Annotated in this window: 13 protein-coding genes; 3 read left to right on the top strand and 10 right to left on the bottom strand. The window is 41.9% G+C overall.

Annotation, left to right across the window (positions count from 1 at the left end):
• Positions 1–81 precede the first annotated feature (81 nt).
• The 4 genes from ACY8D0_RS06360 to ACY8D0_RS06345 all read right to left on the bottom strand — a co-directional run bounded on the left by ACY8D0_RS06360 (position 82) and on the right by ACY8D0_RS06345 (position 4930).
• The gene (locus ACY8D0_RS06360; protein WP_042463935.1) at positions 82–282 is read right to left on the bottom strand and encodes a cold-shock protein; all 201 of its coding nucleotides are present in this window, start codon (positions 280–282) and stop codon (positions 82–84) included.
• A 400-nt stretch (positions 283–682) separates the two neighbouring features.
• The gene (locus tag ACY8D0_RS06355; RefSeq protein ID WP_462409630.1) at positions 683–2479 is read right to left on the bottom strand and encodes a TIGR04190 family B12-binding domain/radical SAM domain protein; all 1797 of its coding nucleotides are present in this window, start codon (positions 2477–2479) and stop codon (positions 683–685) included.
• 318 nt (positions 2480–2797) lie between these two features.
• Positions 2798–3154, bottom strand: a complete 357-nt coding sequence (locus ACY8D0_RS06350; RefSeq protein WP_462409629.1) for an ArsR/SmtB family transcription factor — start codon at positions 3152–3154, stop codon at positions 2798–2800.
• 24 nt (positions 3155–3178) lie between these two features.
• Positions 3179–4930, bottom strand: coding sequence for a SulP family inorganic anion transporter (locus ACY8D0_RS06345; RefSeq protein ID WP_462409628.1), 1752 nt, complete (start codon positions 4928–4930; stop codon positions 3179–3181).
• Positions 4931–5259: 329 nt separating this feature from the next.
• Here ACY8D0_RS06345 and ACY8D0_RS06340 point away from each other — a divergent pair, with 329 nt between their 5' ends.
• A complete protein-coding gene (locus tag ACY8D0_RS06340; protein ID WP_462409627.1) occupies positions 5260–6054 on the top strand; it encodes a TIGR00266 family protein in 795 nt (264 codons plus the stop codon).
• Positions 6055–6558: 504 nt separating this feature from the next.
• On the opposite strand, the gene ACY8D0_RS06335 is transcribed toward ACY8D0_RS06340, so the two are convergent.
• The 4 genes from ACY8D0_RS06335 to ACY8D0_RS06320 form a co-directional block, all read right to left on the bottom strand.
• Entirely contained in the window at positions 6559–8004 is a 1446-nt protein-coding gene (locus ACY8D0_RS06335) for a DUF4153 domain-containing protein (RefSeq protein WP_462409626.1), read from the bottom strand.
• Between the two features lie 70 nt (positions 8005–8074).
• Positions 8075–8713, bottom strand: a complete 639-nt coding sequence (locus tag ACY8D0_RS06330) for an HAAS signaling domain-containing protein (RefSeq protein ID WP_462409625.1) — start codon at positions 8711–8713, stop codon at positions 8075–8077.
• A complete protein-coding gene (locus ACY8D0_RS06325) occupies positions 8694–9041 on the bottom strand; it encodes a PadR family transcriptional regulator (protein WP_462409624.1) in 348 nt (115 codons plus the stop codon). Before ACY8D0_RS06325 ends, ACY8D0_RS06330 begins: the two co-directional genes overlap by 20 nt.
• Positions 9042–9159: 118 nt before the next feature.
• Positions 9160–9339 carry a hypothetical protein gene (locus ACY8D0_RS06320; protein WP_462409623.1) on the bottom strand — a complete coding sequence of 60 codons (180 nt, stop codon included), beginning with the start codon at positions 9337–9339 and terminating at the stop codon, positions 9160–9162.
• A 476-nt stretch (positions 9340–9815) separates the two neighbouring features.
• Between ACY8D0_RS06320 and ACY8D0_RS06315 the strand changes: the two genes are divergently transcribed.
• Together ACY8D0_RS06315 and ACY8D0_RS06310 are read left to right on the top strand one after the other, a co-directional pair.
• On the top strand, positions 9816–10022 hold the full coding sequence (locus tag ACY8D0_RS06315; RefSeq protein WP_462409622.1) for a methionine aminopeptidase: 207 nt from the start codon (positions 9816–9818) through the stop codon (positions 10020–10022).
• A gap of 76 nt (positions 10023–10098) precedes the next feature.
• Positions 10099–10437 carry a hypothetical protein gene (locus ACY8D0_RS06310; protein WP_462409621.1) on the top strand — a complete coding sequence of 113 codons (339 nt, stop codon included), beginning with the start codon at positions 10099–10101 and terminating at the stop codon, positions 10435–10437.
• A gap of 43 nt (positions 10438–10480) precedes the next feature.
• On the opposite strand, the gene ACY8D0_RS06305 is transcribed toward ACY8D0_RS06310, so the two are convergent.
• Both ACY8D0_RS06305 and ACY8D0_RS06300 read right to left on the bottom strand, forming a co-directional pair.
• Entirely contained in the window at positions 10481–10873 is a 393-nt protein-coding gene (locus ACY8D0_RS06305) for a hypothetical protein (protein WP_462409620.1), read from the bottom strand.
• 2 nt (positions 10874–10875) lie between these two features.
• Positions 10876–13119, bottom strand: a complete 2244-nt coding sequence (locus ACY8D0_RS06300; protein ID WP_462409619.1) for a molybdopterin oxidoreductase family protein — start codon at positions 13117–13119, stop codon at positions 10876–10878.
• Between the last annotated feature and the right edge of the window lie 113 nt (positions 13120–13232).

The following is a 13232-nucleotide window of genomic DNA, read 5'->3' as shown; positions in this document are numbered from 1 at the left end:
CCAGTTCTTTTATATATGGCTATTAAACCATTAAAAAACAGTCCAGAGAGATCTGGACTGTTGTTATAGGCGTTATTTGAATTACTTCTTAGTTACGTTAGCAGCTTGAGGTCCACGAGCTCCTTCAACAACTTCGAAAGAAACTTCTTGACCTTCTTCTAAAGTTTTGAAACCTTCAGTTTGGATAGCAGAGTAATGAACGAAAACGTCGTTACCGTCTTCTCCTTCGATGAATCCGAAACCTTTTTCTGAGTTAAACCATTTAACCTTACCGTTTTTCATGTAAAAAAATCCTCCTATTGGCTTGCCAACAAGCCATGTGTAAAATTCACCAAATTACAACGTAATAGCTTTACTTTCATCCTCTTATCCAAACTTTGGTTTGAAACCTTTGAACAAGCTTGTAAAACATAAATCTATTCTCGTGCAACGGCTAATTTCAATTTATCATTTATAAAATTGTTTGTCAAGAAAGCCATTTGCGACATAAGTTGACACAAAACGCCCATCCTTTGACTTGACTCCGATGTCCACTTTGGGAAACAACTTTCTACCCTTCTACAAATCTGCAATTATAAAACTGAGAATACAAGTAAAAAATGAAGACCAGCCTAAAATTTGTCGGTTTTTGCGGAAAATTATTTAGGCAGCAAATCCATCGCCATTCGCTGCCCAGTCATGATTATTTATGTGAATTTTGGCTTTGCAGGACAATATTCCGATCAATTTTCCCGAGCCTGCATTTTACCCTCTTACCAATTTCCTGCATTAACAGTTCAAGCCCGATATATGTCAAGGAAGGAAAATCGGCAAAAAGTTTTTTTACCTCCCATTTCAACTCGTTCTTTCCGCAAATGCTGTGGCGATTGACCTGTTCCACCTCATCCTTTAATTTAGCCATCTCTAGCGCTTGGTCTTTTTCATTTAACAAGGCAATCTCATCCAACCGTTTCAGGAACTCAACCGATTTCATGATTTTATGGGCAACCTCATCATGAACATCTTTTTCAACCAAGTTTTGTCTATACTTAAATTCATTCAATTTTAATGCCGAATCATAGGTAGCACGGACGATTTCTTCCCTTGTCATTTTATTAGTTTCATAGCTGAGCATGTTTTTCCATGAAGGCTGCTTCATTGCCGATCGGAAATCTTCTAGTTTGTGACAGAATTTTTTGTAACCATACGTGTCGGGATGCTCAAATGCAGGACTCCCTGGATCAAGAAACGGCGAGAGCGGAGCTATAAAATAGGAGATTTTCGGACTCTCATGGCATTCTTTGTGAATATTTTCACAAAAATCAACATTCCGCATGGCACTTTTGTAATCTTGATTGGGAATTCCAGTCATGAAAAATAAATCTATTTTAGCGCAACCCTGTTTTAGGGCATATTGCAGCATTTCAATCACTTTCGCGTTCGTGCATGGCAGTTTGCCATTATACTTTCGGATTTCCTCATCGGCTGATTCCAAAGTCAGCTCGATACTGTATTTAGGCATGGCTTTATTTAACCGTTTAAAAAACTCTTCATCGGCATAAGTGAATAATTCAAAGACAATTTCATTTTTTATATCCATTTGTTCCAGCCCGGTAAGGAATTCATCCACATAATCCGGTCCGCCTTGACGGATATCATTTAATAAAAATATCGGGGCCCGTGTAAAACGCTGAATCAGCGCTATATCCTCGAGCATCTTTTTCGGTGACCTCATGACCAGTTTTTTACGGTTGCAATTCAAGGCATATGCATCTCTCGACCCGCCGCATATTAAACAATTATAGGAACATCCTTTAGAAGTCAATATGGCAGTGTTCGGATATCGAAGCCAGCCTTTGTACGGCAGTGGATCAAGCAGATTAAAGTATTTAAATACAGAACGGATCACGTAACCATATCCAGGAAAATTAAATTCATCCAGGCTATCCGGAACATAGGTCATTGCATTATAAAAGTACTTGCCGTCCCTTTTCCAAGTTAAATTTGGGATATCAGAATAGTCCTTATTATTCTGCTCTAGTTTGTTTAACAGCATCAGGATGAGTTTTTCTGTTGTATCTCCGCGAACCACAAAGTCGATCCAAGGGTACTCAATCAACTCATTATGAAAATATGTACTTGAAAGACCGCCAAAAAAGACGGGAGTATCCGGATGATATTTTTTCACTATCTTGGCTAATTCAACACTTCCATGGGCATGCGGCAGCCAATGAAGGTCAATGCCGAAAGCTTTGGTTTTTATTTTCTTGATTTTCTTTTCGACATTAAAGTTAGGATTCAACAGCATGCGGTTTGCAATATTAATGATCTTCACCTTTAATCCAAATCGTTCTAAATAATCTCCGATACTTGTTAATCCGATTGGATACATTTCAAAAACGGGTGAAGATGGTACAACATCGCTGATTGGTCCCGTAAACAGCATTTCTTTTCGGAAATCATATACTGTCGGCGGATGAAGCAACACTAAATCATACATTGTTCAATCACCTTCCTTTTTTTGTTAAAGGCTCTGTTCAATTTAGCTGCTGATTTCCACTCCAGGCACTCAGCGACCAGCTTGCTTTCCGGGAAGCCTCCTCGGCCCCCGTACTCCCGCAGGAGTCCAGCTTATCCGCTCCAATCAACAGAGCTTTTTTAAAAAATCAACAATATCGTTTAACAGATCCTTGTTATAAAATAATCTCAACTTAATAGTAATACAAAAAATTCGGCAAAAATCTGCATAATTATTACAATAATAAGAAAAAAGCCCTTTCAATCTCCTTTTTGGGTCAAATGAAAAACGCCGAAGCTTTCAATGCTTCGGCGCTGCTCCGGACTGTTCGTCATCGTCCTTAAACTTATCCAATATCGTAATGATTTCAACCAAATGGTTATTGAATATTTGCCGGGCGACAGCCAAAAGTTCAATAATCATTGGATCTTTAAGCGTATAAATGACCTTATTGCCATCTTTTGTACCGGAGACAATATTTTTTGCCCGCAATATTTGCAGCTGCTGGGAAACCGCCGATCCCTCGCTCCCTGCAAGGCTCTGGATTTCATTTACACTCTTATCTCCTTCAGCCAAAATCTCTAATATACGAATCCGTAATGGATGGGCAAGTGCTTTAAAAAATTCAGCTTTAAATCGCTGCATATCCAGATTCAATTCATCATCACCTTTTTCTTGTTACTAGAGGGTCGCCGTTAACTTGTTCCGGCTGCCGGATTCAACTGCCTCATTACCAGCAAGACGTTTGCATTCCCTGAATGCAAAATGTCTGCAGCCGAGACACTTATTTTGATTGATTTGATTTAGTCCATATTGGATGGCATCACCGGTATGCTCAAAAAAATGCTCCTTACCAATGATGCCATACAGACCGGTTTTTTGTAAAACACTTTCCGGCTGAGGATTCAACCCTGATATTAATACTATGCCACTTTTAGAAAAATGGCGGACAATACTAGAAAGATTGGCTTCCCCAGTTGTATCCATAAAAGGAACCCGGCCCATTCTAAGCAACAGGATTTTCGGGCGGTAATGGATGGTATTCATTATGGTTTTTTCAAAAGAATCAGCCGCACCAAAGAATAGAGGTCCTTCGACGTTAAATATGCTGATTTGCGGACAATCGTACGTATCTGTGACCACACCGGATACTACTTTTTCATTTTTGTGTTCATGGTTTGGCAGTGCCTTAGCCGTCACCATTAAGTCGCTCATCCGTTTTGTAAACAAAATCGCTGCCATGACAAGGCCCACTTCAACAGCAGTGGTTAAATTGACAAAGACTGTTAATAAAAAGGTTACCACTAGAACAAGAGAATCCGTGGACTTTGTTTTTAACACATGCGCAAACACTTTTCGTTCACTCATATTCCACGCCACCACCATTAATATGGGTGCCATACTCGCCAATGGAATGAAGGAAGCGTATGGAGCAAAAAATAATAGTACCAGCAGGACGACAATTCCATGAATGATCCCGGATAGGGGCGATACAGCGCCATTTTTAATGTTAGTGGCCGTTCGCGCGATGGCCCCCGTTGCAGGTATTCCTCCGAATAACGGCGTTACCATATTCGCAATCCCCTGACCGATTAACTCTTTGTTGCTGTTATGGCGGCTTCCGGTCATGCCGTCTGCGACAACGGCAGAAAGCAACGATTCAATGCCGCCCAGCATGGCAATGACAAATGCCGGTTTTAACAATTTAACAATCATGTCCATATTGATTTCGGGAACATGAAGCTGCGGTAAGGAACTTGGGATTTGGCCATAAGCCGTTCCAATGGATGCCACTTCATGCGGGTAAAAAATAGATGCCACAACGGTGGAAACCAATAGGCCAATAAGCGGGCCAGGTACCTTAGGCGCGATTTTAGGCGTGAAAATAATGGTAACCAAACAAATCACGGCAGTCATTACGCTAAAAACATTGACCGACCCCAAATGGACAAAAATTTCATTAAGATTCAGGATGAATTCTTCGTGTTTCTTGATCCCCTCTAACCCCAGGAAACTAGCAATCTGTCCCGTGAAAATGGTTACGGCGATCCCGGTCGTAAATCCGATGGTGACGGGTCTTGGAATATATTTAATCAACGATCCCAGTTTAAAGATTCCCATTAACAGGAGCATGACCCCAGCCATAAATCCCGCAATGAGCAAATTTTCATAACCGTATGTCATGACAATTCCAAATAAGATCGGAATAAACGCCCCGGTCGGTCCGCCAATCTGGTACTTGGAGCCGCCAAGTAAGGAGATGAGAATCCCGGCAACTACGGTTGTATAGATTCCATACTCCGGCTTTACACCGGAAGCAATGGCAAATGCCATGCCAAGCGGAATCGCAATGACCCCTACAATCACCCCTGACAGGATATCTTTTGGCAGGCTGCCAATTGAATATTGCTGGAACCTATTATCACTAAACATATTCACCCTTCTTATCTTGTTATTTTTGTATATCTGATTATTTGAATATAGAATAATACTAAGAAATAAGCAAGGACTTTTTTCATAAAATATCCATTTGTTTTCTTTCTCTGAGAATGTTATAATAATTGAGCGATGAGCTGAGTTGCATAAGTCGAGTAACGCTTCCTTTAGGAACACACAATGTGGAGTGTGGTTTACTCGCCGCAATACGCAAAAAGACGCCTGTTTTTTAAGCAGGCGTCTTTTTTATTCCCACAAAAAATTAGCACTTTTTTCCTAAATATTCTACAATAAAAGGGAATCAGATAATGTGGAGGGGAAGAGTCATGAATAACCATGAAATTGATTATAAGATTATTGGGGATGACATGCAGTTTGTTGAGGTAGAGCTTGATCCGCGGGAAACCGTTATCGCCGAAGCGGGAAGCTTCATGATGATGGAAGATGACATACATATGGAGACCATCTTTGGGGACGGTTCCGGCGGTGGCGGTGGCGGCGGTCTTATGGGCAAACTATTTTCTGCCGGAAAACGTGTCCTTACAGGTGAAAGTTTATTCATGACCACTTTCACAAATGTCGGATCAGCCAAACGGCATGTTTCGTTCGCCTCCCCCTATCCAGGTAAAATCATCCCGATGGACTTAAGCCAGTATGGCGGCAAAATCATTTGCCAAAAGGATGCTTTTCTGGCTGCGGCCAAAGGTGTTCAAGTGGGTATTGAGTTTCAGCGAAAAATCGGCGTCGGATTCTTCGGCGGTGAAGGCTTTATCATGCAAAAACTAGAGGGAGACGGTATGGCCTTTGTTCATGCCGGGGGAACCATTACAAAGAAAGAGCTGCTTCCCGGCCAGTCCTTGCGGGTGGATACGGGTTGTTTGGTTGCCATGACAAGCAATGTTCAATATGACATTGAATTTGTTAAGGGTGTTAAAACGGCTTTGTTTGGCGGAGAAGGCTTATTCTTTGCCACACTAAGGGGTCCTGGCTCGGTCTGGGTACAGTCCCTGCCATTCTCAAGATTGGCCAGCCGTGTATTCGCTGCTGCCCCAGCCCGCGGCGGTTCCAAAGACGAAGGAAGTATCGCCAGAGGCATTTTTGACATGTTTAATGGGGATTAATAAGAAATCCCTAAGGACCTGGGAATTGGACAATGCTTCGTGTCTAAAATTGTATACTTTCATTTAATAATTACGGGACTACCTGTCCCTAAGGCTGTCGAACTCTCGGCAGCCTCTTATTTTATTCATTTGATTTAATGATTCATTGCTTCATTTGCTATAATTTCATTGACATATAGGCAAGTCTTTCTGCTGCCTGCCGAAATAATAAAAAGAGGGCAGAAAACTTGTTAAGGTTAGAACAAGTGTGTTGATGTAATAAAAATCAAGTTTGCCCCCTTTTGATTGGAGCGGAGGGCACTCGACTCCTGAGGAATAGAGAGGTCAATAGAGACCCGCAGGCGCTTTCAGCGCCCCGAGAGGAGGCTCCAGGAACTCCCGGCCTAAAGCGAGTGCCTGGAGCTGATATAAACAGTAGTATTCGCAGGGACAATCATTTAATCGGATAAAAAATTGCCGAGAATAATACACTTTCTCGACAATCTGGGGACTATTAATTGTTTTTTATTTCAACTCTAAAAGTTGTCTATAGGCCTGTTCCCTTTTTAAATTATAGGATTGCCATGGGTGGTCCGCTGTTAATGCTTCATTTCCTCTTTCTTGTAAAATGCCCGAAAGTTCTGGTATCGAGGGGTCGCTTTGATATAATTCAATCAATCCAAGAACACCGGTATAGGACAGGCGATTCAAGTAGTGGACATCCACTTTTCCATAGGTTTCATACCGATGGATGTTTTCCCTCACCACGATTTTATCCAAATCAATCACAGTGATGGCCGTATAATATAATAACGCTGCAATGAAGTAAAAATGCAGCAACGAAAGCTTTACCACCCAAATTTTCACCAGAGTATAGGTAAAAATCAAGATCAAAAATATCATAAACGAATGCACAAGGACCCTTGTAAAGGTAAATCCGTAGGCCTCCTCATACAAGCTTAGGCGAATAAATGCCGAGGAAAGTATGACCGAACTGGCGAGTATTAAAATCGTTAACAGCGATTGGATTAACCGTTTAATAACATTTCCAGTTTGAAAAGACAACATCAGCACCGCAACCATAATCGATAAATTGATCAGGGTCACAACTAAAAGTTCAAAAAATCCTTTCCTTGCGTACTCCGCATACGTATAGTCGGCTTGCAGGGAACCCCCGAAAAAATATTTAAATTGGACAACGGTAAATAAAACATAGACTGCATTGATTAATACAAGTACCGTGATGGTTATAACCGCATCCAATTGAAAAGCCAGTGGTTTTTCAGATTGCTTCATGACTTTTGGTTTCTTCGGAAGAACTTGCATGAATCCAAAAAAACAAAGGGCCGAGATGCTAATGATCAACAACCGAAATACCAACTCGGCATCAATGACTTTAAACCAGTTTGGTATAGTTCCAACCAACCGTTCGAATTGAGTATCCGCAGAAATCAGCAGGGTTAACACCACAAACAAGACAGGAATCGCTATGACAATCCCAATAAGAATTTTTTTCCAAATAATGAATTTAGCTTTCTTATCCCCAATCCCATTCCCAATATTAGCCGCAAAATGAACGTTGAATTTGACCATTTCTAGCAATCTCGACAGGACGAAAAAAATGAATGTCGGTTTGTTCCACTTTAACTGCTTTGGACTCGTTACCAGTACTAAATGGAAAATCACTAAGCCTGGAATGACCAAGACATTCAACACATGAAACAGCTTGCTGGCCGTTAAAAAGTAACTGGCCGCCAACAGCCATATACAACACAAAATCAAATAGCCAAACCGCTGATGGGTCAACGGAACACGCCGATAGCGCCAAAAAAATACCGAATAAAACGCCACCATAAACACAATATAGGAAATGCCCACCTCCCCCCTAAAAAAAGCTTCTTCTACCAAAACTCCAAGAAGAAGGCACAAAACCATAAAAACACCATCCGTTTTGTTCCATTTCTGTTCCATTTCCATTCCCTCTCTTTATATAGATTATCTATATACATCTTATTTCTAGGTATATAAGCAAAAAAAATGCTCATATCGACGCTTTCCTGCCCCATCGGTATCCAAGCCAACTAATTGGGTATAGAACAATCGTAAAAATGATACAAGCGATTATAAACGTTTTCGTTAATAACGGTGCAAACCACCCATGTGGAATGATCTCAAATACAGTCAGGACCATTAACGTCAAATTAGGGATAAGCGATAGCAGAAAGGTGGTTCGAAGGAGCTTTCTCCCTCCGTGACCAAATCCCCTGCCAATTTCATAGCCCAGCAATGCCCAAAAAATCATATAGAGAAAGGCAATTAAGGTTGGAATCGCTGTTATGTAATTCCATAGTGTAGTCAGCCATTCCCATTCATATAGATTATGCACCAGGGTGAACAAGCTGCCGCCGCAAAAGAAGACGATGTTCAACACCAGAAACAACCATTTCATGTTACTGGGAGTTACAGATAGTTCTTCCTTCCACATCCCGACAATTTCATCCGGGCTGCCCAGCCGGGAAACAATCTGTTCCATCATCTCCTCTTCATCGGAGCAATCCAGTGACTCCAACAAAATTTCATCAATATGGGTTTCATATTCTAGCAGAATAGCCTGTTTTTCCGGATGATTTCCCAAGCCCTTCGCCAGTTCGTTAAGAAACTTACTCTTCGGCCGTTCCACGGTTTGTTCTCCCAATCACTTTGTTCATGACCTTAACAAAATCCTGCCATTCACGGGTCTTTTCAAGCAATAATTCCCTGCCGGCACCGGTAATCCGGTAATATTTTCTTGCTGGTCCCTTTTCTTGCTCCTGCCAATAGCATTCAATGTATTCCTGCTTTTCAAGCTTGTGAAGTGCGGGGTACAGTGTCCCCTCTTTTACACTCAGTCCATTATCACTGCGCTGTTCAAGCTCTTTCACTAATTCATAGCCATACATGTCGCGCTCATTCAACAACTGCAACAAGATCAATGAGGTGCTTCCTTTGACCAACTCGCGGTTAAACATGTTATCACCTACCTAGTTTTTTTAGGTATATAGAAATTCTACACTTTGATACAATATTTGTAAAGAATTTCAGAAACTACATAAAAAAGTGACGAAGAAAGACTCGTCACTTTTTGACTTACTTCATTTTTAGGTTTTTTCGTTGCCGTTCAATAAACTGATCACGTTCCCCGCCATCAGATAATTCCTCGGAAAATTCATGATCACCAGCTTGATTATCGATAAGGTTACCCATCCTTATAGTCTTTGGATGTAAATTATTATTCGGTGCGGATTGTCCGTTCCAATCTTTCATCATGATCACCTCATCGTTAGTATGGGATGATTGATGGAAAATATCCTTTGTTACTGGCAGTCCCCGCTAGGCATCGAGTGAAAAGTTTCTTAAAAAAATGCACAAAGCGAACTTCATTTCCATAAAATTATTATAACATGATAGCAAATTTTGCATAATATAAAACAAGAACAATTAATTGACCAATGTCTTTATTTAAAGACCTGTTAAAATTGGCTGTTGATTTCTGCTCCAGTTGCTCAGAAAACCCGCGGCGTGCCGGGGAGCCTCAACGGAGCTAGAAGCACCTGCGGAGGCTTCCCCGCCCCGTACTCCCGCATTATGCTCCAATCAATAAAATTTAAAAATCAACACAATGTTTAACAGACCTTTTTTTAAAAATACAAGCATAAATATTCCAATTTTACCCGATACTAAATGAAAAGTTCATATCCTTGATTCAAAGTCCAAGGCAAAATGAAAATAATGAGGTGAAATCAATGGGACTGCTCAACTCGTTTAATCAGTGGAGGGAATCAAGATACCAATCCCATGTCTCTACCATGAAAGAACAAGGCAAATGTCCGGATTGCTACGGCCGCGGCTACACGGTTTATCCATATAACGAATTTGCTTATTATAACTCATTCGATTGTCCCGGATGCCAAGGAAGCGGCCATTATTCCGATTGGGAAGAATTAAGATAATAACGAAAAAATAAAAGGGGCTTTCCTAAATGGTCTGACCCCTTTACTTTTGGAAAATTTTTGGGGGTGTTTTTTTATGTCGGTTCTGGTTTACCAGACATTTGTTATTAAACAGGAAAAATTCAAGGAAGGGATTGATAACCTGAGGGAAATCAAAAAATTCAGAACGGAAAACTATAACCATTCCGTTGAGATTTTAACGCCCGTCTCAGGAGAAGACCATACATATGCCCTGCTTTGTACATACGAGGGGCTGGCTGAAATGGAACTGCAAAACAAAAAAATGTTCGAGGATGAGGAATATCTTGAGCTAATCGGCCCCTTCTTCTTAGAACATATTTCAGAAGGCAGCATGTACACACAAATATACCGGACACTAAGTGATAAGAAAAAGATGCCGGATAAAGAAAAATAAATCATGCTTTTGGAGGCCGCCTATAAAGCGGCCTGAAGTTTTTTCACCATATCTTTGCCAGTTCTTGAAACTTGGGAGTAATAATATATAATGACTCGCGCTTGCCGTATAACTGGACCACCTGATTGGCGTAGAACACTAATTGCTGTTTAATATAATCCACTTCGTTTTTAATTGGAACGGGTGTAGTGTTGTGAATAAGAACAGCGAATTCATCCATCGTATCCCCAGCCCTGTATAAAACACTCCAATGATATTTTTGAAGACCAATGTCCCCTGATGCCTTTGTAAGGGCAAGCAAATGAGACTGAAATTCCTCGACAACGTACTGAATTCTGATTAGGAGCGGGTTAACTACCTCAATTAATTTTTCATTCACCTTCGCCAAAATGTTTGCACATGACTGTTGGAGCTCGTTTATTGAACCTATGTTCACTTTTAACATCCCTCATTGCTCATCACTTTTTCTATCCTGCAGGCTCCGTTCTTAAAATGCGGCTGTTTGGAAACTAGATCCCATGTATCGAGAGTCAACACATTGGCGGCTTGTTTTTCTGTTAACGCACCATAGTGGAATGGTATAAAAATAGCGCCTGGCCTGACTGAATCCGTGATTCTCGCCGGAACCTGAATCTCCCCCCTTTTGGTGATAACGCGGACCATATCCCCCATATCAATTTCAAGTTTTTTGGCGTCTGCCGGGTTTATTTCCACATAGGCTTCCGGTGACGCCAAATGCAGGATGGGTGATCTTCCGGTTTTTGTCCTCGTATGCCACTGGTACACCAGCCTTCCCGTATTGAGTTCAAAGGGAAATCCTTCAGACGGGGCTTCAAGCGGCGGTGCCCAATCAAAGCCATAGAGAATGGCCCTGCCATTCGCATTCAGTGCCTGAAACTCCTCTCTCGTTCTTGCCCTTCCCGTCAGTAAGTCCCTTCCAAATGACTCCGCTTCATCGACATTGGTTGGAAAACGGTTATCCGTATATAAGCGTTCTTTGCCATTAGGAAATTGTTCATTGCAGGGCCATTGAATTCCCCCGAGCCGTTCCATTTTTTCATACGTCATCCCGGACATATCACAAGGCCTTCCTTTTGAAACCTTTCTCCATTCGTTAAAGGCTTCTTCTGGAGTTGTGTATGTAATCAGCGGCCGGCCATCCCGGTCTTTAAAGTCCATCCGCTTGGCAAACTCCAGTAAAATTTCAAAATCAGAGGGAAGTCGAAAAGGTGGGTCAACCGCTTTCCGGAGCACATTGACTCTTCTTTCCAAATTGGTCATCGTTCCTTCTTTCTCCCCCCACATGGCAGTGGGGAGAACTAAATCAGCCAGCTCCGCTGTTTCACTAAAAAAAGGATCCTGGACGACCAGAAAAGCCTTTTTCATAATCTCTATCATTTTATTTCGATTCGGCAGGGAGACCGCCGGATTAGTGAATATCACCCAAAATAGCTCAATTTGTCCCTGATCGATTAACTGCATAATATCCGTGATAAAGGTTTGCGGCCCGACCGGAAGGAGATCTGGATCCACGTTCCACAGCTCAGCGATTTCCTGGATATGTTTTGGGTTGCTGGTATTACGGTACCCAGGATAGAAACCGGCCCCGCCCACTTCCCGATTGGACATCGAACTTGGTTGTCCCGCGTGCTGAAACGGGCCAGAGCCCGGCCTGCCAATTTTCCCCATGATCAGGTGCATCGAATTCACCAGTGTTGCCGCGGCCGTTGCATCCATGCTTTGATAAACTCCTTGCAATAAAATAGAGACGGTGGTCTTTGATGTCCCAATCCACTCGGCGCATTGAAGGAGTTTACTTTGTGGTACGCCGGTTATTTGCTCCGTCAAATCGGGTGTATATCGTGAAACGGATTGTTCCAACTCTAGGAAACCAATCGTATGGGCGTTGATATAATCACGATCAATCCAATTATTCTTAATTAGTAAATGAATAATGCCATTAGCGACAGCAACATTTGTACCGCTCCTCGGTTGAAGGGATAAATCTGCGAATCTATCGCTGATATCTTTTCGAGGATCAATCTCAATAATTTTTGTTCCGTTCTTTCTTCTTGCCTCTAAGACACGCTCCCAAAAAACCGTGTTTGTTTCGTTCGAATTTCTTCCCCAAAACACAACAACTTCGGTAATGTCTATGTCTTCCTGGCATGCTGGGGGTCCATCGGAGCCAAAACTTTCTATTAAGCTCCACTCCGCTGTTGCCGTACATAATCTGGTATTGGCATCAACGTGATGCATCCTAAGACCTGCTCGGGTTATTTTGGCAATCGTATAATATTCTTCAAGATAGGCTTGGCCAGTATGATAAAGGGCTAAGCCGCCAGGACCTTTTCTCTTTACTATCCCCTTGGTTTTCTCTTCCAACAAGGCATATGCATCATCCCAGCTGGCAGATAATAGTTTCCCATTGTGACGGATGAGCGGGGCAGCTAAACGGTCCAAACTGTTATTCGCCCACCACTGGTTTTCTCCCTTGGGCCCCATCCTCCCGCGATTCACGGGATAATGCTCATTTCCCACAACACCGACAATTTTATTATCCTTAACGGCAATGTAACAACCGCAGCCATTGGAACAGATATTGCAAGTGGAATAAACAAAACGATCGACCTTGCCTTGCGAATAAATATTCATGTCAACTCGAGATTGTTCCCATGCCATTGGTATCACACCCGCTTATTTTTATCATGAAGCTGAAGTATGTGAATTTGTTGTTGATATGATGGGTATTTGGAAAATCTGCCTACGCTTCTGTATGGGAGAAATGGAGGAAC

The organism is Neobacillus camarae (assembly GCF_054950115.1).
The sequence above is the reverse complement of the archived record's forward strand: the minus strand, read 5'-3'. Positions and strand labels throughout refer to the sequence as shown.